General features: G+C 48.7%; 21 protein-coding genes. 8 read left to right on the forward strand and 13 right to left on the reverse strand.

Translation table 11 applies throughout. From position 1 onward, the window contains the following. Window positions 1-619 precede the first annotated feature (619 nt). Window positions 620-2,116, forward strand: coding sequence for a hypothetical protein (locus ACJJIB_RS16770; RefSeq protein WP_444886910.1), 1,497 nt, complete (start codon window positions 620-622; stop codon window positions 2,114-2,116). Window positions 2,117-2,988: 872 nt separating this feature from the next. Then, a complete protein-coding gene (locus tag ACJJIB_RS16775; RefSeq protein WP_444886911.1) occupies window positions 2,989-3,375 on the forward strand; it encodes a DUF2750 domain-containing protein in 387 nt (128 codons plus the stop codon). A 158-nt stretch (window positions 3,376-3,533) separates the two neighbouring features. On the opposite strand, the gene ACJJIB_RS16780 is transcribed toward ACJJIB_RS16775, so the two are convergent. From ACJJIB_RS16780 to ACJJIB_RS16795, 4 genes are all read right to left on the reverse strand, one after another. Further along, complete coding sequence (locus ACJJIB_RS16780) at window positions 3,534-4,064, reverse strand: redoxin domain-containing protein (protein WP_444886912.1); 531 nt, start codon at window positions 4,062-4,064, stop codon at window positions 3,534-3,536. Window positions 4,065-4,607: 543 nt separating this feature from the next. Next, the gene (locus ACJJIB_RS16785) at window positions 4,608-5,825 is read right to left on the reverse strand and encodes a hypothetical protein (protein WP_252082881.1); all 1,218 of its coding nucleotides are present in this window, start codon (window positions 5,823-5,825) and stop codon (window positions 4,608-4,610) included. A 1,004-nt stretch (window positions 5,826-6,829) separates the two neighbouring features. Further along, entirely contained in the window at window positions 6,830-7,405 is a 576-nt protein-coding gene (locus ACJJIB_RS16790) for a hypothetical protein (RefSeq protein ID WP_444886913.1), read from the reverse strand. A 29-nt stretch (window positions 7,406-7,434) separates the two neighbouring features. Continuing rightward, the gene (locus ACJJIB_RS16795; protein WP_444886914.1) at window positions 7,435-7,662 is read right to left on the reverse strand and encodes a hypothetical protein; all 228 of its coding nucleotides are present in this window, start codon (window positions 7,660-7,662) and stop codon (window positions 7,435-7,437) included. A gap of 575 nt (window positions 7,663-8,237) precedes the next feature. Here ACJJIB_RS16795 and ACJJIB_RS16800 point away from each other — a divergent pair. Beyond that, the gene (locus tag ACJJIB_RS16800; protein WP_252082886.1) at window positions 8,238-9,008 is read left to right on the forward strand and encodes an SIMPL domain-containing protein; all 771 of its coding nucleotides are present in this window, start codon (window positions 8,238-8,240) and stop codon (window positions 9,006-9,008) included. A 93-nt stretch (window positions 9,009-9,101) separates the two neighbouring features. Here ACJJIB_RS16800 and ACJJIB_RS16805 read toward each other — a convergent pair whose 3' ends face one another. The 3 genes from ACJJIB_RS16805 to ACJJIB_RS16815 form a co-directional block, all read right to left on the reverse strand. Then, complete coding sequence (locus tag ACJJIB_RS16805) at window positions 9,102-9,770, reverse strand: DNA-3-methyladenine glycosylase I (protein ID WP_252082888.1); 669 nt, start codon at window positions 9,768-9,770, stop codon at window positions 9,102-9,104. A 238-nt stretch (window positions 9,771-10,008) separates the two neighbouring features. Then, a complete protein-coding gene (locus ACJJIB_RS16810; RefSeq protein ID WP_252082889.1) occupies window positions 10,009-10,284 on the reverse strand; it encodes a DUF1737 domain-containing protein in 276 nt (91 codons plus the stop codon). A 140-nt stretch (window positions 10,285-10,424) separates the two neighbouring features. Further along, window positions 10,425-11,804, reverse strand: a complete 1,380-nt coding sequence (locus ACJJIB_RS16815) for an SLC13 family permease (protein WP_444886915.1) — start codon at window positions 11,802-11,804, stop codon at window positions 10,425-10,427. Between the two features lie 400 nt (window positions 11,805-12,204). On the opposite strand from ACJJIB_RS16815, the gene ACJJIB_RS16820 reads away from it, so the two are divergent. The 3 genes from ACJJIB_RS16820 to ACJJIB_RS16830 all read left to right on the forward strand — a co-directional run bounded on the left by ACJJIB_RS16820 (window position 12,205) and on the right by ACJJIB_RS16830 (window position 14,228). Then, window positions 12,205-12,876, forward strand: coding sequence for an outer membrane beta-barrel protein (locus tag ACJJIB_RS16820; RefSeq protein WP_444886916.1), 672 nt, complete (start codon window positions 12,205-12,207; stop codon window positions 12,874-12,876). Window positions 12,877-13,085: 209 nt separating this feature from the next. Beyond that, the gene (locus tag ACJJIB_RS16825; protein WP_444884091.1) at window positions 13,086-13,685 is read left to right on the forward strand and encodes an SLATT domain-containing protein; all 600 of its coding nucleotides are present in this window, start codon (window positions 13,086-13,088) and stop codon (window positions 13,683-13,685) included. 24 nt (window positions 13,686-13,709) lie between these two features. Continuing rightward, a complete protein-coding gene (locus ACJJIB_RS16830; RefSeq protein ID WP_444884090.1) occupies window positions 13,710-14,228 on the forward strand; it encodes a TrmH family RNA methyltransferase in 519 nt (172 codons plus the stop codon). 80 nt (window positions 14,229-14,308) lie between these two features. On the opposite strand, the gene ACJJIB_RS16835 is transcribed toward ACJJIB_RS16830, so the two are convergent. The 3 genes from ACJJIB_RS16835 to purL all read right to left on the reverse strand — a co-directional run bounded on the left by ACJJIB_RS16835 (window position 14,309) and on the right by purL (window position 20,145). Continuing rightward, window positions 14,309-15,190 carry an aldo/keto reductase gene (locus ACJJIB_RS16835; protein ID WP_444884089.1) on the reverse strand — a complete coding sequence of 294 codons (882 nt, stop codon included), beginning with the start codon at window positions 15,188-15,190 and terminating at the stop codon, window positions 14,309-14,311. A gap of 300 nt (window positions 15,191-15,490) precedes the next feature. Then, on the reverse strand, window positions 15,491-15,814 hold the full coding sequence (locus ACJJIB_RS16840; protein WP_252082900.1) for a TfoX/Sxy family protein: 324 nt from the start codon (window positions 15,812-15,814) through the stop codon (window positions 15,491-15,493). Window positions 15,815-16,278: 464 nt separating this feature from the next. Then, window positions 16,279-20,145, reverse strand: coding sequence for a phosphoribosylformylglycinamidine synthase (gene purL, locus ACJJIB_RS16845; RefSeq protein WP_444886917.1), 3,867 nt, complete (start codon window positions 20,143-20,145; stop codon window positions 16,279-16,281). 413 nt (window positions 20,146-20,558) lie between these two features. On the opposite strand from purL, the gene mltF reads away from it, so the two are divergent. Then, a complete protein-coding gene (mltF, locus tag ACJJIB_RS16850) occupies window positions 20,559-22,034 on the forward strand; it encodes a membrane-bound lytic murein transglycosylase MltF (RefSeq protein ID WP_444884087.1) in 1,476 nt (491 codons plus the stop codon). 18 nt (window positions 22,035-22,052) lie between these two features. Continuing rightward, window positions 22,053-22,205 carry a hypothetical protein gene (locus tag ACJJIB_RS16855; protein WP_444884086.1) on the forward strand — a complete coding sequence of 51 codons (153 nt, stop codon included), beginning with the start codon at window positions 22,053-22,055 and terminating at the stop codon, window positions 22,203-22,205. A 332-nt stretch (window positions 22,206-22,537) separates the two neighbouring features. Here ACJJIB_RS16855 and ACJJIB_RS16860 read toward each other — a convergent pair whose 3' ends face one another. Genes ACJJIB_RS16860 through ACJJIB_RS16870 form a run of 3 tightly spaced genes read right to left on the reverse strand, consistent with a single transcriptional unit; the run spans window position 22,538 to window position 25,364 of the window. Next, window positions 22,538-23,179 (reverse strand): TIGR04282 family arsenosugar biosynthesis glycosyltransferase, encoded by a 642-nt coding sequence (locus ACJJIB_RS16860; RefSeq protein ID WP_444886918.1) that lies wholly within the window; start codon window positions 23,177-23,179, stop codon window positions 22,538-22,540. Further along, window positions 23,172-23,846, reverse strand: coding sequence for a TIGR04283 family arsenosugar biosynthesis glycosyltransferase (locus ACJJIB_RS16865; protein WP_444886919.1), 675 nt, complete (start codon window positions 23,844-23,846; stop codon window positions 23,172-23,174). The genes ACJJIB_RS16860 and ACJJIB_RS16865 overlap by 8 nt, the downstream gene beginning before the upstream one ends. Before the next feature lie 42 nt (window positions 23,847-23,888). Beyond that, window positions 23,889-25,364 carry a dihydrolipoyl dehydrogenase family protein gene (locus tag ACJJIB_RS16870; protein ID WP_444886920.1) on the reverse strand — a complete coding sequence of 492 codons (1,476 nt, stop codon included), beginning with the start codon at window positions 25,362-25,364 and terminating at the stop codon, window positions 23,889-23,891. Window positions 25,365-25,369 lie beyond the last annotated feature (5 nt).

Genomic DNA, 25,369 nt, shown 5'->3' on the forward strand with positions numbered 1-25,369 from the left:
GTGCGAAGCGTACAATAAAAGAATACAAACGCTTTTTTCTAGAGCGCTAGAACATAATCCCCTCAGCCAACCTGGCCTATCTCCTGAAAACCCCATACCTCATAGTTCGGACTGATGAGGCAGCTATTAAATGATTGCATTTATTAATTTACCAAATATGTGATTTATCGATCGGCTCAACAGCCTTAGACAGAAGTCCAATATCGCTGAGTACGAAATCGGCTAAATTCGCTTTCGTTTTAGTGGTCAAACCTCAGGGAGCGCTCTTCGTGAAGCTACTTGAACTGGGGGAGTAGCAATGACTTGTACGACTCTATCCTGTTGGAATCCAGCGTACTCGTAGAGGAGGGCTAGCTTTCGACAAAATCTCATAGTTTCTTGCAAATAAAATGGCGATGAAAAGGTGCGCTCAAGCCTGCCATGTCATCGCATGAAAAATGTCGCGTAAAGCAAGCATAAATCTAAATTTCTATGCTATAGGTTCTCACTCTGTAAGTGAGCCCAATTCACTTGATGTCCCCCCTGATAACAAAATGACACGAATAAAATTCACACACAAACGCTCTGCCCAGGAGCCCTAGGCTACTGGCCGAGGCACAGCATCACTTGGAGACTCCCCATGAAGAACGATGAAGTGACACCTGAACGCACGGAAGGAGTTGAGCCGACTACCTTGCCTGGCGACACGACTGCACTCACGCCGGTACCCATGACTGTTGTCGAGGTCACTAATTGGCGATACCAGCGCTTAAGCTGCTTCTGGGGAGGGCCGAAGGGGCTCGATTACGGTCTATTGCGCGGACACCAGGATATTCAAGTCGCGAATGCCTACCCGGATCAAAATTCCACCTATTTCGTCGGTCAGTTCAAATTGCCAAAAGGCGCTTACCTGAAGCTGCGGGGACATTACGGTCACCTGCGTTATTTCTCACTCACCATCGCAAACAATTTGCCGGGCGGAGTACAGGGGAACGGTAGTTACCTGCGTGACGACCAAATCGTGCCCGATGAGGGCTCAATCAACCCTTTTATGTCGCCCAATAGACGCGATGTGCCGACAGAACGCCGACGCTACACCGTATATATCCGCTCGGGGCAGGCTCCTCGCAAGCCGCGCCCCAATACACTTTATACCGGTACCAACTCTGAGCGAGCCGGCATCCACCTCGCGTTTCGTAACTATATGCCCGACAACGGCTATGATGGCACAGGCAACGTGCGCATGCCGCCACTTGAGGAGGGTGGATTGCCAGTTGAGCTGGGCCTACCAACAGTCACGCTGCACCTTCCGGAGACCCCGATCCAGGGCGAAGAGGGTTTGTATAACAGCGACGATATGGTGCTAACAGGCGAGAGAATGTGCCGTGCATTATTGGCTTCTAAGGAGGGGCAGAAGCAGGAATTCCCGACTAAAGAATGGCTTCAATTGATCGAGGACTCCTGGGACCGGGTCAATGCGCCTGCCATGCCCGCCCCCATGTTCCAGCGATTCTGGAATATGGATTACAGTGTCAAAGGCGCCTTCATCCCAGATCCGATCAAGCGGGTTATCCGTTGCCCTGCAAGCAATGAAGGTGCATGGCTGAACAACCCCGACACTGTATACATGGTTGGCCTGTTCTCGCTAGCTTTTGGCGAGGTCGTGGTGATCGAAGGTAAGATGCCGACTTTTCCTAAAACCAAGCATGGTCAGGTGAACTGGCCCGAAGAGCAAACCCAGGTACGCTACTGGTCTCTTACCACTGGGGGCACGGCGCCATCGGGTCTGGGCTGGTCGACAATCTTCGATGAAGAGATACCACTGGTTGAGGATCGTAAGTTCACTATCGTCATGAGCCGGGCGATCGATCGGCCCAAAAATGCAGACCGCGAGCACGGCGTCAAATGGATAGAGTTCGGAGCCGGCGAGGGGCACTATATCGGCGCGCGCAGCTGGGTCAACTGCGTCTACATACGCTACCAGGCGTCACTGAGCAACTACGACTGGCCGAACTCCCCCCTCAATATTCCGGTACCTACTGAGGAAAATCCCGCGCCTATGGACAGCCTGGTCATGGGGCCCTACTACCCTACTGCGAAGTATATGTCGAAGAAAGAGTTTGAGCGGCTTGCTTAAAGGAACTGCAATTCCTCGATAGTAATTCAACTTTGCCAAACTCCAGCAAGCGAAACTGGCCCGCCATATCTTTAATGAAACCAGGAGTAGCCACATAACATGGCCAAACGATCGCCGGTAGGCGCGATCTTTTCGGTAACCGCTTTCGCGGTTACCGAAAAGATCACAAGAACTTTGCCGAAGAAATACTCGGCACTGGTCTCGATGCTCTGATGGCTGCCCCGAATTTCAGAGTCACGGGCAAAAGCCCTTTTCGATACCTTTCTTGATCACAGCTTTGTGACAAGAGCAGTAACAGTGGAAACTGAAGCTTTATCGACTCATGACTTAAATTGCACAATGATAAACTGCCCCAAGTTTGCATAAACAAGCTCCAATATTGACAAAGCTTCTCTAATAGCAACTAGAGACTCTAGGCCAAAAACAGGCTAAGCCACCAGATAAAGTACCTATCTAATATAAACGTCGTTTGATAGAGTAAATCTGAGCGTTATCTGCTATAAAAACCAATCTGTAAATAGTTGATTTTATTGAGGTTTTATACTGTATTATATGGTAGAGTTCGCAACAGGTTTCGGGCCAATGAATTACCACAAAAAGAAAAGTTGTCGCTCATAGAGAGAATTGTTGGAATAAGCCTTCAAGCCGATTTTTATTGAGAGTACTTCGATTTACTCTCCAAACCAGTCATAGACTTATATTCCACAGAATCCCTCCGGCTCCTCTCTACTACCGGGCAACACATCAAACCATCTGGACAGTATCTTGTATTCGCGCATAATGCCTCGCATTGACTGTGTTACTGTTACACACTTATTCGAGCAGGCCTGTAAATATCAGCCTGCTACCAATCAGCCATTGCGAATTTATATATGAGTACTCCCAATCTAAATGAAGTAATTAACCAGAGTTGTGAAGACCGATACGAATATTTCCTGAGTGCAATCGGTGAAGAGCGGGAAATTTGGATATTAGTCGATAACCAAAACTGCTTCCTCAAAATACATACCGATGAGGACGGAGGTTTTGAATATTTACCCGTATGGCCTACGTTAGAATTTGCTAGCGCTTATGCTAAAGATGAAACCGAACTCACGCCTAAAAGTATTCCCCTCCCACAGTTTCTGAAGAAATGGCTCCCCGGCTTGAGAAAAGATAATATTGAAGTTGGTGTATTCCCCGCACCAGATAAAAGCATATGGATTACTGGCACTGAGGAGCTGGAACACGACCTACGTGAAGAGTTGAATAATTTCTAATGTCACTGGCCTCAAACTGGGTTCTATGGCAAACCTCTGACACTCTAAAAAGAATTGATAAATAGCTACAAAGTTAACCGTTAACTCGCAATAAAAATCTCACATCCCAATGGGGTTTTTATTGCGTTTTTAGGAGGATAACCCTCAGATGAGTAGCTTTAGTAGGTTCCCCGAATTGGATAGTTATTCTCCGGATTTCGAATAAACTCTATCCCCATCAACAAGGTCTGCAAGTCTGGTCTGGCGAAGGGTGCATTAGAGATATCAACGATTTGCAGCTTACCAGCCTCATTAATCACAAAAATCCCGGGTTCGGCAAAAGGCTTATCAGTTTCCTCTGGAGACCTGGGATTGGAGATATAGACTCCCAGTTGCTGCATCTGAGGGATGGATAAATTGTAACCTATCGGAAAATCTGGTTTGACCTCCTTCATTTGTTCAGACGCTTTCTCGGCGCTATCCGCTGACACAGCTGTCACATAAACGCCCTCTTCATGATATCTCGGCAGCAGCACATTCAATTCCCGTAAATACTTGGTACAGAGCGGACAGTGCTTACCTCGATAAACCACTACCATTTGCCAGGGGAAGCTCCCTTCCATTTTACCCAGCTGAATTTTCCCACCACCCAGCTTGGCCACTTCAATAGCAGGGATTTCAACACCCGCTGCCAACTTAAGATTGCCCATAAAGCCGCTCCATAAGACTACTGCCAAAGACACTCTATCAAGACTAGTCCTTTAGAACACGACTGACTTGAGAAGCCAAATGTAAGGAGGACTACATCGCCCACTCTCCAATGATAGAAGCTATAGTTATGACTAATCGGACAAAAAAATCAAATATTAAATACAGGTGAATATATGAAGTAACTCTTATCAGTTTTATTCTATTTGATACTCTTTAAAGGATATATTTGCACTGAGCGAGACTATCTGGAGAGATTACTGACTGACACTGCCAGATATATATTTCCCAGGAATGAGTTCTTCGAACTATTCCGGTAAGCCCCATACAATAAACAATATAGATAGTTAACGTTTTGGAATACGCACCATTTCCAAGGAAAAGATGACCGAATGGCACTGGTAAGTAACAGCGGTTGATACCACCCACCTTGAACTTTCCCTAAAAAAAGCCCGCTATAAATAAGCGGGCTTTATCCTGTGAGGAAGCAGGAAGCGATTAAGCCCCCTAATGTGTCAAAAAAGGCACAAAAGTAGATCTAAAAATTACTGAGTACAGGCAGCAATACGACCAGCGCTGTTCTTACCAATACCGCAGTTCAGACCATTAGGAATGCCGGTATAATCTGGGGACATAATGCCGCCATTACGCTGTGCATCGTGGTCAGTATAGAGGCTTGCCAGGTTATATGAACGCGCTGTGCCCTTGTGATCGTTGTCACAAGAGAAGATAGCGCTGCCATAGGCAATTCCGAGGAAGGTTTTATATTCCTTCAGGTCTGAATAGAGATTACGCTTGGCAGAACCGGAGCAGTTCATCTGGGATGCGAGATTAATATAACCATCGTCCTCACCAGCAAGCAATATAGAGCTTGCGGTTGCAACACCAGGGAAACCAGCATAACCACCAATGGTATATACGGGCGATGCCAAGTTAGTGCCCACATAGTTGCGCACGGAGTACACATCATTAGTTTGCAGATAACGTACCGCTGAGCATTCACGACCGATAAATAGGTCGTTAACCACGCTTTCGATCCAGCTACCATTACACAGGCGATCGACGAACTCGGTGCCTGTAATAGCCCCTCCAGTGGTAAAGATCGCAGCAATACCATTCATAGCTTTGTCGAAGTCGACCTCTACAGCATAGCGATCATCTAAACCGGCAACATTTCTGGTTTTGGTTTCCGTTTTACATCTCTTCCAAAACCAGCGACCAGTACAAACCTTATTGCTCTCAGTAATAGTATTACTATCAAACTGATTATAAGCACGATTGTAATAAGGAGACCCAGGCACTGCGTTACCAGATAAGTACATCATTTGTGCAGCGCCCTGGCTATGGGCAATCACCCAAAAAGTATCATCGGCTTTACATTGATTCTCATGTTGATAGCCATCTCCCTTACCGCTGCGAATATCGATAATCTGCCTGGCAATTTCGCCAGCTGTGCCATCATGCCAGTAAGGCATTTCACCTTCATCGGTGGAGTTATAACCTACAACTCCATAGTTGCCGCCATTGATTCGCAGCTGCTCAATAAAATTACTGCCGTTATATTTATCAAAGAAAGCTTCACTCCAATAATCTAGGGCTGGTTGCTCTAACTTACCCTGGGAGTTGGTGCGCTGTTTTATATGCCCTTCGGTACCATGTCCGTGAACCAGGATATAGCAGTTATCTGCCGCAGCAGATACGGAAGCAAATAGGCCAGCCAGTGCGAGTGAGAGACTCGCACCTAGTCGTTTACAAAGAGTCATTGTTGTTTCCTTATATTTATTTCCCGGCTCTAGATCACACTTCCCAAAAAATTATTTTTATTGGCCGGAGTCATTTTTGGACAGGGAAAGTTATCCGGGGATGCTCAACGGATATAGGACTTAGGGCGCCAAACGAGAACCGGGGGCGACAGGCTTGCGGACTAGCCAGTCACATACATTTGACTACCAGCTGCTAATCGAATTAACTCAAATCAAAATTGCCTTGATCAGTACTGATCCATAAACCCAATGCAAGGAATATTGAAGTTACTACTCCCCTCTATTCCCCCCCTCTCTCAAGAAAGAAAGTCTGCCCAAGCCTATTGAGGCTCACCCTCCACCAGGCCCATTTAGTAAAGATTACGAGGTATCATCAAGTCATTTACATCCTTAGACTTCTCAAAAAAACGCTATAGAAATTAGGGCAACTATGCATTCCCCTGAGGAAGATATTCAAGACGGGGTAAAGGTATGGGGTGTTAGGCAAACGCTCTATATGGATATAAACCCAAAATATGAGATGAATTACATCGCAGACGTCTGTGCAAAATCGAAGTATTCGATTCCATAGCTGGAGTCTATTTTGCTCAAGGAGGTACTACCCGCCTGCCGCTTTAACTTAATGATACCAGCAGCTCCAGAAAGGAAAGGATTGGAGCTTCACGGGCTAATACAGTAGATATTCAGCAGGCACCGCTTTGGCAAAGGAAGGCCAGTCTAATTTAGAAAATATACCTTGAAACTTTGCTTACCGATTAAACAAAAAAATAAGTTTTGCAGAGTTCAAGCAGAAACATGAAACTTATTCCACCATTTATAGAAAATGACCCAGCAACATTACTGAGCACAAACTTACTATCCTTTTTGACGGAGGGGCTTAATTGGTACTCTTGGAATGATAAATTATCGCCTGCCACACATTCTGCTGACCACCACCATAATTTTCAATTTTCGGGTTCTTAATGTAGCTCCAAGCTACCTCACCATCACCTAAATACATCGGTTCATCTAGCCCCCCAACCATGGTTAGGAAGTTGAACTGGGCCCTCAAGAATATTCAAATCCGAATCGATATCTAAAACATAATACGCTTTTGGGACTAATAACCGCAGAGAGTTAGGGCTATTAATTCGATCAAATTTCAGATTATCCGAAATACATTGAAATTTAGCATAACCGAGTAAATAACGACCATTTCTTAAGCCAATCAACTGAGGATCACTAATTTGGCAATTATTATCCTCAACCAACCATTTAAAGCCCTCACCATCAATGCTGCCACTACCATTAACCTTGGTAATTCCCACACGAGTTAAAAAAGAGGAATCCAGTCCGTTACCGGAATAAAGAGCCTGGCGCTCTATAATGGGATAATCATCATTATCATATTCACTCTTATGGGCCCTATAAGAGAGAAAACAATTAACCTCCCAATTTGAACTACATCCCTCATCAAAAGCATCTACATCATTAAGATCAGCACCAACCTCATCACGAAGGTAGCGCTCCATATCTGAATTTTCTATGTATTTAGGAGAAACAATAACTGATAGGTTGGTCTCCTCATCTAGAGGTACCACCGTATGGCCTCCTCCATTGGATACCATCGCTAAAGTAGAAGTACAAAATGATTAAAATAGCCTTCGAGTGAATCACCCCACTCCATTTTTATCGCAATTGTGCCCAACTGACCACGTGAACTCCCAATCCAGTCATTCCAATCGCTGGTACATAGAGCACCATAGCTTTCATTATCTGGATTGTAAAAAGCACGGATATTGACCACGTGACCATTGCCGCAAGCCCAGTCCCAGCCACGGTTATCTGAGGCACTCATTTTCAAAGACCAATCATTTCTATTAATGATTGTTAAGCCCGCAGAGTAGTGAGAGCCAGGGCCAATATTTTTTTGTTAAAAAGAATTCCCATGATTTTTATTTATCCGGTAAGTCGCTACAAATATAGTTATTATTTGGTTTGAGATACATGTAAGCCAACGCGACCTTATTAGCTATGCAATCGACTTTCCGTGATACACTCACCACAAAAACCGTGACATAGATCAAGCCTCAAAAGACAAAAGGTCTTGATAAAGCAACATGAGAGCAAAAATACAATGCAAAGTATTGAACATTGATGCGAACAGCCACCAAAAGATAACTTATTAAAAAATCAGAGATACAATTCAACAAAAGTGAAGGCAAACAAATAATCAAGGTATTTTTTATTAATGTTCAGTAAGCAATCTATATACTTTGATTGAGATAGAAAGCTGCTAGGTTATACGACTTTTAACAAAAATAATCATTCTTCAAGCTATTAGGGCCTGGCAACAATATACACCCATGAAATAAATTGATATTCCACCACATAAGTAGTACACCTGTAAAAACCTAACAAGGATATAGTGAAATGAAACTACCACTACTAATTATCAGCTTGCTCTTATCTAGTGCTTGCCTGGCAGCTCCAGAAATTAGAGGTACACCCCAGGACCTACGTGGACTCCTCCACCCGGCGGAGAGTATTGTTACCATCCGTGGCAGCGCGGAAGAAACCGCCTACTCCGATAAGGCCATTGTCAGTTTGATTGTCACAACGGAAGAGGAGCTACTATCAAATGCAATTGACGCCAATCACAGGCTCCGTTCCAAATTGCATCAGAGCCTGACAGAGGCCGGGATCAAGGGAGCAAATATTAAAAGCTCAAAATTTTCCTCCTCACCCCAATATGGCTGGATGGGAAAGAAGCCCAAAAGCTATAAGGTTGTTAACCGCGTAACTATTTCAATCAACGAGGAAAGCCAACTCCACAGTATTGCGCAGCTCACAGATCAAAATAGAGAAGTTGAAATAGCAAACACCACATTTGAGCATTCAGAAAAGCATTTTTTTAACAAAAAAGTTAAATCCAAGGCTCTGCAAGATATTCTGGAACAGAAAGCAGATTATGAAAAGGCGCTTGGTGTCCAGCTGACACCGATAGGCATTCGCGGTGATAACATACACTACCGAGCCACTGAAGGCGCCATGGCTATAGAAGAGGTTGTTGTTACCGCTTCCCGTGACTCCAGCAGTAACTTTGAGAGCAATTTTTTTGATTCTGGCCAGGATAAATCATTTGATGAGGTTATTTATGAGGCGGAGCTCTCTGTAGACTTTCGTGTTCGTCCTCAGCCATAGTTAAACCAGTTCTAGTGTTATTACAATTCTGATGATCTGAGCCCACTCTTTAAACTGCTTAAGCAGTGGGCTCCATCTACCAGGCTTAACCAACTACCCAACAGATAAGGATAATATCTGGCTGATCTCATTTAAGCTGCGGTTCGACTGCGCCTGCCAAGTTTCAATAGCTGCTTGTAGTGCGGCCCAGTCTTTTTTTGAAGAGGGAGATTTATCTACTACCCCCTCTCTCACCAGAGCACGAATAGTGTCGCTGGCAAAGACCAATGTATCCACCCCCATACGACGCAAAAAAACCTGGGCGGTTTTGCCTCCCAGTCGGTCTCCACCTTTGCGTAAACTCTGGAGATTCTCTACATAGTTTTTCGTATTCCAGCTAGCAAAATACTCCCCCAGACTCCCATTCTCATTGGATAAATGCCAGAAGAAGTCTGCATTCCGGGAGATTGAGCGGGTTTTGGTCCAATGCTTTATCATGCCCTCCTGGCGCATTAAGTCATCCAGCGCTTCCTCAGAGAGATATCGGCAAAAGGACAAATCAAAGCCATAAAAAATATGCTCTATCCCCGGCCATTTTTTCTCCACGACTTTCCAACTAAACCCCGCCTGAAATACAGCCCGAGAAGCCGCAGACAACCATTGGCTGTTGGGTATTGCTGAGATTTCTTTAGCGGGTTTAGGCTTTGTGAGTCTGGCCGTAAGGCCTTTCTTTCCGCCGAAACGGTCAATGACGGGGGCTTCAATATCGAGAAAATTTCGCATTTATGCTTAATATCCTTTAATAGCTAAAGCATGTCGTACGAGTGATGAAGTTAGCGGTGAGCACATTTGACAGGACCACAGTGTGTCCAGGCTAGGAGTCAGCCTATCATAGCCTCTTCTCCCATCTTCTTTAGAAGGCCGTTAATCAGTAAGGGAGCTCTTACAATTGGCTTGATCACCGCAGGGATGTAAAGTTGCCTCCATGCATCAGCGCATAACAATCTACGAATCAATAATCTCAGGTGAGCTCATCAATCATACGCATCGCATCCTGAGCACCATAGGATTGCCTTCTGGTAGGTTCAGCTTCAGATGACGCTTGGGCCTGGCTTTGTGAATGGCCAGAAGGCTTGGTAACATTCACCACTCGCGCCATCGCTTGGTAGGGGTAGCCCGCATTAAACGCCAAGCCACCAATCGGCTTCCAGCCCTCATTCAGCAGCTGGGTAACTTCCTCTTCCAAACTGGAAAAACCAGACTTCCCGACGGCAATTTTATACTCAGCTTTCTTCACATCTACCTCCTGTACCGCATGTTTTTCTGATTACGCCATTCACACTCTGTAACCGGTACATAACCTTATTAGGCTCAAAGGGGCGGAGTTTAAAACACTTACCACCCACTCTAATACCAGCCCTAGAGAAACCTGTGAACTCAACCCGGTAAAATCAACCAACTCATCCCAGCAATAATCAACGATGCGGTCACACTGAGTACCGCCCCCTCGCGAACCATATCCTGTATACGCACTTTACCAGTCCCGTAAGCAATGGCATTCGGGGCCGTGGCAACAGGCAACATGAAGGCACAGCTGGCGCTCATGGCAGCGGGGATCATCAATACCATAGGTTCAAAGCCCGCAGAGGTCGCCGCCACAGCGAGAATGGGCATGAGTAGAGTCGCAGTGGCTGTATTACTGGTGATCTCTGTAAGAAAGGTAACTCCCAAACATAGAATCACCAACATCAGCCATAGTGGCATGGCAGTAAGAAAGGACAATCCATTACCGAGCATGTCGCTCAAGCCAGATGTTGAAAATCCTTTGGCCAGGGCTATACCACCTGCAAACAATAACAACATGCCCCAGGGAATGGTTTCCGCTGTCTGCCAGTCCAGCAAGCGCCCTCCTTTGCCATTGGGTACCAGGAACATTGCCACCACTGCAGCGAGAGCTACGGTACTGTCTCCCGCCGCCCCTATACCCAGCCAGTCGCTCCAGCCACCAAACGGTGCATTGCGGGTTACCCAGAAGAAAATAGCGATGGCGAACACTAGCAGAGTGCGTTTCTCCTCAGCCCGCCACTCACCGACTTGGGGCGGCTCAATTTTATTCTTCAAGTGAACATTGCGGGTAAGCCAGAGGGCCATTATCGGTAAAGTTACCAGGGCAACCGGTACCCCGATCTTCATCCAGCCAAGAAAGCTAAACTCCCGACCGGTGACCTCTTCATATATTCCCATGAAAATGACATTGGGCGGTGTCCCCAGAGGTGTCCCCACGCCTCCAAGGCTTGCTCCATAGGCAATCCCCAGAACCAGGGCAACAGTGAGGCGCTGATTTTCAATACGGGAGAGAATTGCCAAGGCAATGGGTAACATCATCAGGGTTGTGGCGGTATTGGAAATCCACATGCTGAGGAAACCAGCGGCCAGCATAAAACCGAGCACCAAGCGCCTACCGCTAGATACCCCAAAGATACGCAACATATACAGAGCCAACCTTTCGTGGGCACCACTCTTTTCCAGGGCTTTCGACAGAATAAAAGCGCCCATCAAAAGCAGAATCACATGGCTACCAAGGGATGCCGCAACAGTCTTATGATCCGTCACCCCAAATAGAGGTAAAAGCACAAATGGCACTAGAGAAGTGGCGGGAATAGGAAGCGCCTCTGTTACCCACCAAGTCACTGTTAGCAGGGTGATCGCTGCCGTTACTGCCGGAAGATACTGCATCCCCAGTAGAGTCAAAAAAATGTAAAACGCTACAGCCAGTAACGGCCCCAAGACGATAAATTGTTGCCGCGCAATCGACATACCAGCTCCCAATTCCCCCCTAGCCAGAAGGGTTAACTTTCTTATTGATTTATTCCCCAGGTGAATTTGGTGAGCAGTGCTACCCCTCTCATCTGGAGCTGCCCAAAATACAAGAAATCGAGCGGCTTTCGCAGCCTTGACCTGAAGAAAATACTCCGGGAAGGGGGCATATTTAAATAAGCAGACCTAGTAGTCATGAGGGAAGGGCTCAACCGCCGTCACCAAAAGACAAGCCCAGTGTCATAGCAATGAGAATTTCCTCTTCAATCCAGTAATGAAGGACCCTTTCTGCTTAACGCTTAATTTGTACAGATGTACAATGCGCGCCAATCATGACTTTACGATCTTTGCCGCTTGCTAACACCCAAGCGCCTGTCGACTGACTGAATTGAGGTACCCCTTGAATCATATCGCTCTCACCGCCCTAATCGCATTAGTTAGTAGCGGCGTTTACGCAGAGGAGAAGCCTTTTTACCTAAAAGCCTCACTAGGTAATATGCAGTTTGATAGCGAAGACTCCACTGCGATAAGAGAGGACCTCCACTCAACCGGCTACGCATTGACTGTTGGCTATCAGGTAAATAACTATATTGCCTTCGAAGGCGGTATAGCGAATCTCGGCAATATCCACAGAGACTATGAACAGAGCGCTCACGGCCTCGAGTGGCACAATGAAGATGAAGTGTTAATAGAAAACTACGATTTCAGAAGTCAGCAGGAATCCAAATACAATTCTTATAGCTTAGGATTAACCCTTTCGACGCAAATTCAACAAAACTTAAATGCCGGAGTTCGCTTTGGTGTACACCAATGGAATGAAAATAACAGCGGCCAGACTGAAGACTCCGGCAACCTCAGCGTATACAGCCTAGATTGCGAGCTCTTGTATGCAGAGTCCTACGATAGGTCTTATAGCTGGAGTAATGAGAAGGACAGCGGCAGCAACCCATACTACGGTGCTGAAGTTAAGTGGAAGAACGGTGACTGGGGCATCAACCTGGAACACACCATCTACGAGATTAAAAAAGAGAAGGCCAACCTGTCTTCTGTCGGCGTAACGTATAGCTTCTAGGCAATTCACTGCCAGCTCCTATTTGAAGCCCTCAAATTGAGGCCTTGTAAGGCGGGTGCTCACTAACCGCCAGCACAAGACCCACTAAACCCTCAGTGTGTAAATTAAACACCTCAATCCCAATCTTCCCTGCTCCACCCTGTACATCTCATTTTTATCCGGCAAACTATCGCCCTCCAAAAATAACTCTAAAGGGGCAGAAGGGATTCATGAGCACGATACCGAATACCGTGGCAGTACTGGACAAACTGCGCTGGAATGCCCATCTGTGTAAGCACAGCCACTTCCGCGCCTCTATGAAGGGGCGCAATCTGCATGTGCTCTGCGGAGTCCCCATAGTGGTGGTCAACTTATTCCTCGGCTCTCTATTCTTTTCCCTAATCAATGCGGAACTTCCTGACTGGACCAAGTGGAGTGGCGCCGCTTTAGCCTTGCTGGCTGCTTTACTGGGGGGAGTACAGACTTTCTTCAACTTCAAGAAAAACTATGAGGGACACCGCCAGGTGGGTAATGAATACCTAGCCATTGCCAGAGAATGTGAACGGTTAATTGCCCTCTACTTTGATCGCATTCTCGACCTGGAGCACCTCTCCAATAAAATTTCCGAACTCAATACCCGCTACAGTGAAATTAATCAACGGGCCGAAGAATTTATTGTCTCCGACAAGGTTTATCGCCAAGCGATGCAGATACAAAGCCAAAAGGCCAGCAAGGAGCCTTCTTTAGTGGAGCGCATGAGGAATACTTCTTTCGAAGAAGCTAAAATAGGCTCACAGGTAGAGAGTTCCCAAGAACCTCTCAGCAGTTAATAGTCATTTTCAGCAGCGGTAACTATGCAGAAAGAGCACAGCGATCATTCACCCAGCAAACACAATTTTCCCCTTTGCTATTTGGCCACTGATATTCGCACACCCAGCAATATCGGTGGACTCTTTCGCATTGCCGATGCCCTGGGCGTAGAGAAAATTTACCTGGCTGGAGATAGTCTGCTACCACCAAACTCCAAGATCCGTAAGGTATCCCGCTCAACTGAGCAGCACATTCCCTATCAACACGAGGAAGACGCCCTAAAAGCCGCCTTAGCACTACGGGAAGAGGGATACCGGATAATCTGTTTAGAGATCACATCCAGAAGCGTTGAACTGGGTCAAGCCCCTGTCGTTGAGGGAGATAAGGTCTGCTTGGTTTTGGGGGCTGAAAAAGATGGAATTGCCTCCGAAATACTGGAAATAGCCGATGCAACGGTGCACATCCCTATGCATGGGGTTAATTCCTCAATGAATGTCACTTCGGCCTGTGCTATCGCAAGTTATGAGCTATTAAGAAAGATGACTCCCTCGCGGTCCGCTTAAAGCAAAAAACTTCTTTACAGTGTTATAGACACAACCGCAGGATAGATAAATTATCTCCTTCCGTTATTTAAGCTCTGCCCTCAATCCGGTACTTTTAAAGTTATATTTTTCTTGTGTACATAATCCGGATCACCGCCAAGCCGCTTGTTACAATTCAAGTTGTTAATCGACTGGATATCGGAGTTACTCAGATTAAAATCGCTTAGTAAGAAATTAGTTCCTATATGCTCTATAGATTCTGATTTAGGTATAACAATACGATGCTGCTGAATATTCCACTTTAAGATGACTTGTGCCGGCGTAGCTGAATGCCTTTCAGCAATTTCAGCGATCACCGGGTCCATTATCGGCTTCTCAGCCAAAGGCACCTCTGCCCAGCCCCCGGTACCCAGTGGGGACCAACAACTAATTGCAATTTTATGAAATTGACAATAGTCAACTAGTGGTTGCTGGGTGAAATATGGATGTAACTCTATTTGGTTAATAACCGGGCGAACTTCGGCAAAAGATGCTATTTGCTCAATATCTGATTTGCGGAAATTTGATACCCCTAAAGCTCGAACTTTTTTCTGTTGGTATAGCCCCTCCATCGCCTCCCAGGTTTCCCGTGTATAAGCGGGAACGGGCCACTGGATTAAATAAAGATCCAGGTACTCCAGTTTCAAACGCTCCAAGCTTCGTGCAAAAGCATCGTGAGTCTTCTTTCCTCCCTGCTCGGTATCCCAGACCTTACTGGTAATAAACAGTTCACTTCTGGGGATACCCGACTCCTTGATAGCTCGGCCCAAGGCGCGTTCATTGCCATATAAAGATGCCGTATCGAAATGCCTATAGCCAATTGCCATGGCCTTTAGGATTACCTCGGTGACAAAACCATCATCTTGCTGCCAACTACCTATCGCAGCCATCCCCATTCCGATTTGGGGAATCTCCACTCCATTATTTAATTCGATAAAATACATACTCGATCCCTTGCCAAATGCTGCAGTCTCTACCCACAACAAACAGCCACCCTTATTCTAATTACGCCCGGCGCTGAATATAGGTGATACAAGTTATTAGCGACGAAGTTTTCAAATAAATAGACATTTAATTAAAAAGAAAAAAAGAAATACACCACTCTCGATTGCATAAACGATCTCAATGTCATTTGTCGAAATATTTCGAGAATAGTGCACTCTTTTTTGCGAATCGATATAAAAATCCAAGTGCAAAAGCCAGAAAATCTTGACTACCACTGCATCTCAATTCTTTACTTTATGTTATTTGGGAGGGAGAGACCCCGCGAATTCCACCCCCCGATTTACCCACTCATCGAGGTCCTGCTCCACTGCATCTTCCTCCACATAGACCATCCCCTTTAGAGGGCGACCGGTATAATCCATAGGGCGAGTATAACGCTCAGCCAAAGCATCCTGATAATTATCCGGCCCCACCCGCACCATCAACTCTTCACCAACCACACCACAAGCCATATTGCCATTTAACATAAATGCGAGACCACCAAACATCTGTTTTTCAGAGAGCCCCTGACTTCCCTGTAATAAATTGCGCACTTTTTCTGCTAGTGTTTCGTTGTACGCCATGACAATCTCCTTAGTCACTGTTGCTAGGTAGGAAAAAGAATTTTTGGTACTGCTGGGATCTGCGCCAATAAAAACGCGACAAGCGAAAGATCAGTCGAAGGGAGTTTATGAGCAGCGCCCCATGCCGAATTTCTGCATAGAAGCCAATTAAAAAATTGTGAATCGATACAGATAACTGCACCATAGCGAGAAAAGTTATTTCGAATAATCCTTTAAGTGTAGCAGGAAATATCCAAAGCGCTCCAAAAAGTAAATCGTGCCAGATGCAAACACTGACAAAACCATAAAAAATCAATTAACAGTGAAAATACACTCGACACTGAATTCGAAGAATCACTATCGATTTTGAAGGGCGATTTAACAGCTGATACAGGCGGCATATCCTTATGCCACAAAAATCCATTTGCCTGCCTAGAAAATAATTTGCACCCCGACAGAATTGTGGGGTGCAGAAGAGAATCGGCTTAGTCGACAAATACCCGCGCATTGCGGAACAAGCGCATCCAGCCGGAATCTTCTTTCCACTCATCTGGATGCCAGCTGTTGCTGACAGCTCGGGCAACACGCTCGGGGTGCGGCATCATAATAGTCACGCGGCCATCTTCAGAACTTAGGGAGGTAATACCATTGACCGAGCCGTTGGGGTTGGCCGGATAAGTTTGGCTGATTTCCCCTTTGTTATTCAGGTAGCGCATCGCGATAGTGCCGGAAGCTTCACACTTCTCCAGTGCCTGCTGGTCAGCAAACTCCACTCGTCCCTCACCGTGAGCAACGGCAACCGGCATGTAAGTACCCGCCATACCTTTAAACAACACGGAAGGTGAGTCTTCAATGCCTACCAGTGCGAAGCGCGCTTCATACTGCTCAGAGAGGTTGCGCACAAAGCGCGGCCAGTGATCCGCACCAGGAATCAGCTCTTTGATCACTGAGAACATCTGGCAACCGTTACACACCCCCAAGCCGAAGGTATCGTTGCGATTGAAGAAGCCTTCAAACTGATCGCGAGCACGATCATTAAACAGAATGGTTTTAGCCCACCCCTCACCGGCACCCAGTACGTCGCCGTAAGAGAAGCCACCACAGCCCACCAAACCTTTGAACTCGTCCAAAGCGACGCGGCCGGACAAGATGTCACTCATATGTACGTCGACAGCGTTAAAGCCGGCGCGGTGGAAAGAGTGCGCCATTTCCACTTGGCTGTTCACACCCTGCTCTCGCAGTACAGCAACTTTCGGGCGAACACCTTTAGCGATATAGGGCGCACTGATATCTTCGTTGATATCGAAAGTAAGATTTACTATCAGGCCCGGATCTTCCTGGGCGATTGCGGCAAATTCCTGTTCGGCACACTCAGCGTTATCGCGCAGGGATTGGATACGGAAGCTGGTTTCCGACCAGATCTGCTGCAATTCAGCACGGGAGCGCTTGAAGATTTCAACACCGTTATTGGTGATGCACAGGTGTTCGTTATTATTCAGGTAACCGATCTTGTGGGTAGGTACACCGACAGCGGCAAAGCGCTGTACCAGCATATCCGCTTCACAAGCGGGAACCTGTAATACTGCACCCAACTCTTCACTGAACAGCGCGGCAATCGGGTCTTCACCCAATTCATAGATTTCCACATCCATACCCACGCGGCCGGCAAAGCCCATTTCCGCCAGGGTTGTGAATAGACCGCCGTCGGCGCGGTCGTGGTAGGCCATGATCAGGTCTTCGTTCAGAGCCTGCTGCACCACCTCGAAGAAACTTCTCAGCTTCTTGGCATCATCCAGGTCTGCGGGCTTGTCGCCCAACTCGTTGTAGACCTGTGCCAGACAGGAAGCGCCCAAACGATTTTTGCCAGCACCCAGATCAACCAACAGCAGCTCACTCTCACCTTTATTGGTGCGCAGTTGCGGGGTCACTGTTTTGCGTACATCGGTAACCGGGGTAAAGGCGGAAATTACCAGAGACAGCGGTGCGGTAACCGACTTTTGCTCACCTTCTTCTTCCCAGGCAGTGCGCATAGACATAGAGTCCTTGCCCACCGGGATGGTAATGCCCAATTCAGGACACAGCTCCATACCCACCGCTTCTACGGTGCGATAGAGTTTTTCCTCTTCACCCGGGTGGCCCGCAGCGCACATCCAGTTGGCGGAAAGTTTGATATCGGACAGCTGCTTCACCGGAGTACAGGCGATATTGGTAATTGCCTCACCCACAGCCAGGCGGCCTGAGGCCGGCGCATCCAACAGTGCCACCGGGGTACGCTCACCCATAGACATGGCTTCACCGGCGTAGCTGTCATAGGCAACAGTAGTCACCGCACAATCAGCCACCGGCACCTGCCAGGGACCGACCATTTGATCGCGGGATACCTGGCCGGTTACAGTGCGGTCACCAATGGTAATCAGGAAGCTCTTGCTGGCCACAGTGGGCAGGCGCAGCACGCGCTCAGCCGCTTCGTTCAGGTCGATATCCGCGGTGGAGAAAGCCTTGGCTTCAACCTGGCGAGTCTCTGCTTCGCGGTGCATGCGCGGCGGCTTACCGAACAGTACCGACATCGGCAGATCCACTGGTTTGGAATCAAACTTCTTGTCATTCAGCAACAGGTGCTTGTCTTCGGTAGCCTCACCAACAACAGCGTAAGGCGTACGCTCACGCTCACAGATTTGCTCGAAACGCTCCAGGTCTTCCGGCATAACCGCCAGTACATAGCGCTCCTGGGATTCGTTACACCAGATTTCCAGCGGGCTCATACCCGGCTCATCACAGGGCACATTGCGCAGTTCGAAATTACCGCCGGTACCGCCATCTTTCACCAACTCGGGGAAAGCATTGGACAAACCACCTGCACCCACATCGTGGATAAAGGCAATCGGGTTGTTCTCACCCAGCTGCCAGCACTGGTCGATCACCTCTTGGCAGCGACGCTCGATTTCCGGGTTTTGGCGCTGTACTGAAGCGAAATCCAGGTCTTCAGAGCTGGAGCCGCTGGCCATACTGGAGGCCGCACCGCCACCGAGGCCAATCAACATGGCCGGGCCACCCAGCACTACCAGTTTGGCGCCAGGGGAGAACTCGGGCTTCTCTACATGCTCTTCACGGATATTGCCGTAGCCGCCGGCCAGCATAATCGGCTTGTGATAGCCGCGACGCTCGCCATCGAAATTTTCTTCAAAGGTACGGAAGTAACCGCAGATATTCGGGCGGCCAAATTCATTGTTGAATGCTGCGCCACCGATGGGGCCTTCGATCATAATGTCCAGAGCGGTAACGATACGCTCGGGCTTGCCGTAATTGGACTCCCAGGGCTGTTCCCAACCGGGGATCTGCAAGTTGGAAACGGTAAAACCGGTCAGGCCCACTTTCGGCTTGGAGCCGCGGCCCACCGCGCCCTCATCGCGAATTTCACCACCGGCACCGGTACCAGCGCCGGGGAAAGGAGCAATTGCGGTGGGGTGGTTGTGCGTCTCCACCTTCATCAGCAGATGAATGGCTTCATGACTGAAACCGTATTCCTTGCTTTCCGGGTCTGGGTAGAAACGTCCAGCCACGTTGCCCACCACAACTGCGGCATTATCCGCATAGGCAGACAAGACGTTGTCGCCGCCTTTTTGGTAGGTATTCTTAATCATGCCAAATAGAGAATGCGGCATTTCTTCGCCGTCGATTGTCCAAGAGGCATTAAAGATTTTATGGCGGCAGTGCTCGGAGTTCGCCTGGGCGAACATCATCAGCTCCACATCGGTGGGGTTGCGATCCAATTCCTGGAAGCTGGTGAGCAGGTAATCAATTTCGTCTTCGGCCAGGGCCAGGCCCAGTGTCACATTGGCAACTTCCAATGCCTCGCGGCCACCTTCGAGAATATCCACACCACGCAGCGGGCGGGGCTCTTCTTCAACAAACAGCTGCTCAGCCTGCTCGAGCTCGGTAAAGACCACCTCGACCATACGATCGTGTAGTTGTGAGGCCAGCGCCTGGCGCTCGGCCTCGCTAAGCTCAACCCCACTCAGATAGTAGGCAACACCACGCTCAAGCCGATGAATTTGGGTGAGACCAGCATTGTGGGCAATATCAGTGGCCTTGGAAGACCAGGGAGAAATAGTGCCCGGGCGCGGCACCACCAGGATCAGCTCGCCTTTCGGCTGGTGCTTCTCTTCGCTGGGGCCGTACTGGAGTAGCCGCTCAAGCAGCGCCATCTCCTTGTTATCCAGTGCGTCGCTATCGGCGAAGTGTACGAACTCGGCGTAAAGATCGTCGATGGTCGGTAGCAGCGCGCGCAGTTGGTTGAGTAGTTTTTTATGGCGGAATTTCGACAGTGCGGGAGCACCACGCAGAACTAACATTGCGGGAGATAGCCTCTTGTCTAAATGAGAAAGATTGCGCGAAAGAAGAATCGCACAAGGCCCCGGAAATTTGAGAGGCGCAATTGTACCCGAAGCGCCGCAACTCCAACACACCCGCCCGTCACTTGAGTACACATGAACTAAATAGCAATCAATGTGATCAAAAGGCGAACAAAACCAATCGTAAATTCACCGATTTTATTAGGGGGTTAAAACTCCCTACAAAAGTCTTAATGGCATTTCAAGCGCCCATGTCACAGTGTCCTAAAGCCAAATTGGGCAGATTGTCGTCAAATAATGTAAAATTGGCAGGCTGTGCCAGCATTGGCGAGGAAAGCCCTGGCGGAAATACCCGCAGCAGGCCTTAGGCATAACAGCGATAAAACCAACGGACGAGCTAGAGGGGACAGCCTATGATGATGAGAAGCCGAGCGCTGCGCTATGTCCGCCGCGTGTGCAAAGGTATCGCGCTGTCCTGCTGTGCCTCCCTATTAGTTGCCAGTAAAGCACCGAATACCCTGGAGCGAATTAAAGCTTCCGGTGAACTGGTTGTCCTCTCGCAAAACGGCCCTACCACCTATTACGAAGACGCCTCTGGCAATCCCACCGGTTTTGAGTACGGCATGCTGCACGCCTTTGCCGAAGAGCTGGGAGTCAAGTTGGTGATTCGCGATGTGCACAGCCTGGATGATATGTTCGCTCGCCTGCGCGATCCCGAAGAGGGTGCTCACTTTGCCGCCGCCGGACTGACAGTGACCCCGGAGCGCCGTGAACAAGTGCGTTTCTCCCCTTCTTATTTTGAAGTTCGCCAACAGATTATCTACCGCCTCGGAGAAAAACGTCCGCGCAGAACCAGTGACCTTGAAGGTAAGACCATTGCGGTTATCGCTGGCAGCGCCCATGCCGAAGAATTAAAAAAACTCTCACAGCGTTACCCCAATTTGCGCTGGGAGGAGGTTTCTGATGTCGACGCTATGGAACTGGTAGAGATGGTACACCAGGGCCAATACAGCTATGCGGTGGTGGATTCCAACGCCTACGCTGTGCACCGTGGGCTCTATCCCAAAACTGGAGTGGCTTTTAATCTCAGCCAGTTCCAACCGGTTTCCTGGGCTTTTCCCAAAAGTGACGACGACAGCCTCTATCAGCGAGCACGACTGTTTATGTTGCGTGCCAATACCAATGGCATGATTGCACAGCTGCGCGAGGAATTTTTTGGTCACGTCAGCGAACTGAATCCCGGTGGTGCCCAGGCATTCGCCAGGCGTAGCCGCGAGCGACTGCCCAAGTGGCGCGGAGTTATGCAAAAAGTGGCCGATCAATACGAGTTGGATTGGCATCTGTTGGCTGCACTCAGCTACCAGGAATCCCACTGGAATCCCCGCGCTCGCTCACGCACTGGGGTTCGTGGCCTGATGATGCTTACTTTGAATACCGCCAAAGAGCTGGGGGTCAACCGCCTCAACCCGGAAGAGAGTATTGAGGGCGGCGCTCGCTATATCGTGCATATCCGCAACAAGCTACCGGAACGCATCCGCGAGCCCGACAGAACCTGGATGGCTCTGGCCGCCTACAACGTGGGCTACGGTCATCTGGAAGATGCCCGCGTACTCACCCAGCGCATGGGCGGCAACCCGGATCTGTGGCCGGATGTACGCGACCATCTGCCACTACTGGCCAAGCGCCAATATTACAAATCTACCAAGCACGGCTACGCACGCGGCTGGGAGCCGGTCACCTATGTGCAAAATATCCGCCACTACCAGGCTCTGCTGAGCTGGACCAGCCGTATCGAAGAACAACGCCTGGCGGCCAATGATGAAAACGGTGGGATTCTTGCAGAGAACAGCGCAGTGGAAGCGGAAGGCAGTGCCGCACCCGCGCTATAAATTACAGGCGCCAGAGAGATGGAAGACACTGTTAAAGAGATCGAGGAGTTTATCGATTATCTTGTACAGGCAGGAGTCCACTGCCGAGTGGATGAGCTGGAGAGCGTCTACTACAGGAATATGCAGGTCTACATGCTCGATGAATCCGACCAGTTGACCCTGGCCGATTAGAGCGCATTTATCGATTTATTCAAACACAAGCGCGATGCCGGTGAATTGCCACTGAACAGCTGGAAAAAATTCACCATGTGGCAGCGAACAACAACTCTGCGCTGGTAATATTTTCCCGAAAAAATAACTTAGCTGGCCAGGAAAGAAAATTAAGGCTGGGCATCGACCTAGTTTATGAGGATGGGCGCTGGCAAGTCATTCGGGAAATCATTTTTCTGGAGCCCTTCTACCCTAGCTAATCCCTACACAGCAGCTACACTGGCCGCCCCCTATAAAAGGCCCACTGTACAACGGATAATTTGTTGAATCCCCACCAGGCTAATAGAAACCAGCTAGCTTTCCGCTTGAGACACTCCCCAGGCACAAGGCAAAAACTGCAAGTCCTCTGGCTCATCAATATCTGGTAGCACTTCCAAACACCGGCAGAGCATTGCACATTCCTGCAGGCGCTCCAGGGTTTGCTGGGCAACCACCTCCGTGCTCCAGGAAATGTCCTCAAACAATCTCCAGCACACCCGCTTGAGTCCCAACAGGGTGTAACCACCATCTTTTGCCAGGTACATAACTGCATCGGCATTCTTTAGCGCAACGGCCGCCTTACGCAGACGCGCGGCCGTTAATGCAGGGCAATCTGTGCCCAGTAATAAAAGTCCCTGGCCCGCCACCTGATAAGTATTGGCCGCTTGCCACAAACGCTGACCTAGGTCGCCTTGCGTCTGATTATGCAGAGTTACCCCCCTGGGTAGGGATAGTGTTTGCCAGAAGGGATGCAGGGAGTCCGGTGCAACATGCAACTCTACTGGGCCGAGGTCGGCTTTTACTGCTTCCATTAATGTCTGCTGCAACAAACGCTCAGCCAAAGAGGCGGCACCCTGCTCCCCAAGAGCTGGAATCAAACGGGTTTTTGCATAGCCGGGAAGGGGCGCCTTAGCCATTACCACTAGACGCAGAGAGGGCAGAGAAGAGTTACTCATAGCGTTTTGCCAGACACTCCGCCGGAACGCCGCGCCAGTAATCGAAACGCAAACGCCACATTAACAAGACTGTGCGCCAAATTCCGAACTTTTGCCAGCGGCGCCCAGAGGTAGTGACTCTCTGACGCAGACAATGGGGCCGCGCTATTTTTAACAGTTGCCGGCTCAACTCAATATCTTCCATCAGTGGTTGCCGGGCATAACCTCCCACCTCATTGAAGAGGGAGCGGCGAATAAAAATCACCTGATCCCCTGTGGCGATCCCACTCAAACGAGAGCGCCAATTAACCATGGTAGAAATCAGGGGAAACCACAGACTGTCTCCACTGATACGAATATTAAAACGCCCCCATTGTGCCCCCCTAACCGAGGCAGAGGCAATCGCACTCAGAGCACCTTGCGGTAGGCGAGTATCTGCATGTAGGAATAACAACCAACTGCCACAGGCAACCGAAGCACCCGCATTCATTTGAAGCGCGCGTCCACGCTGGGATTGAATTACCCGCAACCCGGCTGCAGCGGCTATCTCTGCACTACCATCACTACTGCCACCATCAACCAGGATTATTTCACAACTGCTGTATGCGACCAGCTCCCTCAATTGCGCTACCAAATTGGGTAACTGCTCCCGCTCATTTAACAGGGGCACAATAACACTGTATTGCACTATCTTGCCTCAACTCCGTCTCATCCCTTTTTTACTTAGGCCTTACCCCAGTCTCCACTGGTGAAATTTTTCCAACCAGCGCAGCAAGCGTTTGGGTGCATTGGCCCGCTTCCAGTTTCCTGCAACAAATTTATTGCCTTCGGTCATTGTCGGATAGATATGAATGGTGGATAGGATTTTATTCAGCCCCAGCCCCTGCTTCATAGCAAACACAAACTCGGCGATAAGCTCTGCCGCATTTTCACCAACAATTGAAACGCCTAATATTTTATCTTTACCTGATACTGTTATTACTTTAATAAAACCCTGTGCCGCCCCATCTACAATAGCCCGATCCAGATCATCAAGATTATAACGAGTTACCTCATAAGCAATATCATGTCGCTTGGCCTCGAGCTCACTGAACCCAACACTGGCCACCTCAGGATCGATAAAAACTGCCCGAGGTACCAGCGAATAATCTACGGCAAATTTCTTGATATCACCAAAAAGGCCATTCACTGCAGCATACCAGGCTTGGTGCGAAGCCATATGGGTAAACTGATAGGGACCGGCAAGATCCCCAGCCGCGAGAATATGGGGGTGGCGAGTGCGCAGGAAAGTATCGGTTGTCAGTTTACCATCCTGCAACAAATCCAATTTTTCCAGCCCGAAGCCCTTGGTGCGAGCGCGCCTGCCAAGTGCCAGGATAACCTCATCAAATGTCACCTGTGTTTCACCCTCGGCATTACGTAAATGTAATGTGCTCTCCTGGCGATCTTTATTGCCACTAAAAGAAACTGCCTCATGCCCAGTGAGAAGACATACCCCTTCAGATTTCAATGCCTTGGCAACAGCCTCCGATACTTCGTGGTCTTCCTGGGGGAGTAGACGTTTATCCCGCTCAATCAAGGTCACCCGAGACCCCAAACGGGTAAATGCCTGGGCCAGCTCACAACCAATGGCACCGCCACCCAGTAATACCAATCTATGCGGAACCTTATCCAGTTGAGCAAACCTATCCCAGAGTGTTTCACTCGTCAGATAATTAACTGTATCAAGGCCGGGGAATGGCGGCACTATAGGCTCGGCACCAGTAGCCAGGATAATGGCACGCCCACGCAAAGATCTTTCACCGCCACTTTTCAAAGTGACATCAACTGTCCAGGGATCAACCAATCGTGCATAGCCTTTTATCACTTCCACACCGAGCTCTGAATATCGCTCCACGCTGTCATGAGGCTCTATCTGCTGGATAGATGCACGCACATGCCGCATCACCCCAGGAAAATTAATCTCCGGTTCCGGCAGCCGCACACCGAAATTACCCGCAGTACGTGCGGAGTGCGCCACACGAGCACACTTGATCAATGCCTTACTGGGCACACAGCCGGTATTCAGGCAATCCCCCCCCATGTCCCCAGACTCAATTAATGTTACCTTAGCTTTTACTGCCGCAGAAATATAAGCACTGACCAACCCAGCAGCACCTGCTCCGATAACAATAATATTGCGGTCAAACTTTTTAGGTTTTTTCATTGGAG

This window comes from Microbulbifer mixtoriginis (SeqCode), from assembly GCF_052467705.1.

Coding starts and splice junctions, on each gene's coding strand:
- ACJJIB_RS16770 (WP_444886910.1), top strand. CDS start 620: ATGAAGAACGATGAAGTGACACCTGAACGCACGGAAGGAGTTGAGCCG.
- ACJJIB_RS16775 (WP_444886911.1), top strand. CDS start 2,989: ATGAGTACTCCCAATCTAAATGAAGTAATTAACCAGAGTTGTGAAGAC.
- ACJJIB_RS16780 (WP_444886912.1), bottom strand. CDS start 4,064: ATGGGCAATCTTAAGTTGGCAGCGGGTGTTGAAATCCCTGCTATTGAA.
- ACJJIB_RS16785 (WP_252082881.1), bottom strand. CDS start 5,825: ATGACTCTTTGTAAACGACTAGGTGCGAGTCTCTCACTCGCACTGGCT.
- ACJJIB_RS16795 (WP_444886914.1), bottom strand. CDS start 7,662: ATGAGTGCCTCAGATAACCGTGGCTGGGACTGGGCTTGCGGCAATGGT.
- ACJJIB_RS16800 (WP_252082886.1), top strand. CDS start 8,238: ATGAAACTACCACTACTAATTATCAGCTTGCTCTTATCTAGTGCTTGC.
- ACJJIB_RS16805 (WP_252082888.1), bottom strand. CDS start 9,770: ATGCGAAATTTTCTCGATATTGAAGCCCCCGTCATTGACCGTTTCGGC.
- ACJJIB_RS16815 (WP_444886915.1), bottom strand. CDS start 11,804: ATGTCGATTGCGCGGCAACAATTTATCGTCTTGGGGCCGTTACTGGCT.
- ACJJIB_RS16825 (WP_444884091.1), top strand. CDS start 13,086: ATGAGCACGATACCGAATACCGTGGCAGTACTGGACAAACTGCGCTGG.
- ACJJIB_RS16830 (WP_444884090.1), top strand. CDS start 13,710: ATGCAGAAAGAGCACAGCGATCATTCACCCAGCAAACACAATTTTCCC.
- ACJJIB_RS16835 (WP_444884089.1), bottom strand. CDS start 15,190: ATGTATTTTATCGAATTAAATAATGGAGTGGAGATTCCCCAAATCGGA.
- ACJJIB_RS16840 (WP_252082900.1), bottom strand. CDS start 15,814: ATGGCGTACAACGAAACACTAGCAGAAAAAGTGCGCAATTTATTACAG.
- purL (WP_444886917.1), bottom strand. CDS start 20,145: ATGTTAGTTCTGCGTGGTGCTCCCGCACTGTCGAAATTCCGCCATAAA.
- mltF (WP_444884087.1), top strand. CDS start 20,559: ATGATGATGAGAAGCCGAGCGCTGCGCTATGTCCGCCGCGTGTGCAAA.
- ACJJIB_RS16855 (WP_444884086.1), top strand. CDS start 22,053: ATGGAAGACACTGTTAAAGAGATCGAGGAGTTTATCGATTATCTTGTA.
- ACJJIB_RS16860 (WP_444886918.1), bottom strand. CDS start 23,179: ATGAGTAACTCTTCTCTGCCCTCTCTGCGTCTAGTGGTAATGGCTAAG.
- ACJJIB_RS16870 (WP_444886920.1), bottom strand. CDS start 25,364: ATGAAAAAACCTAAAAAGTTTGACCGCAATATTATTGTTATCGGAGCA.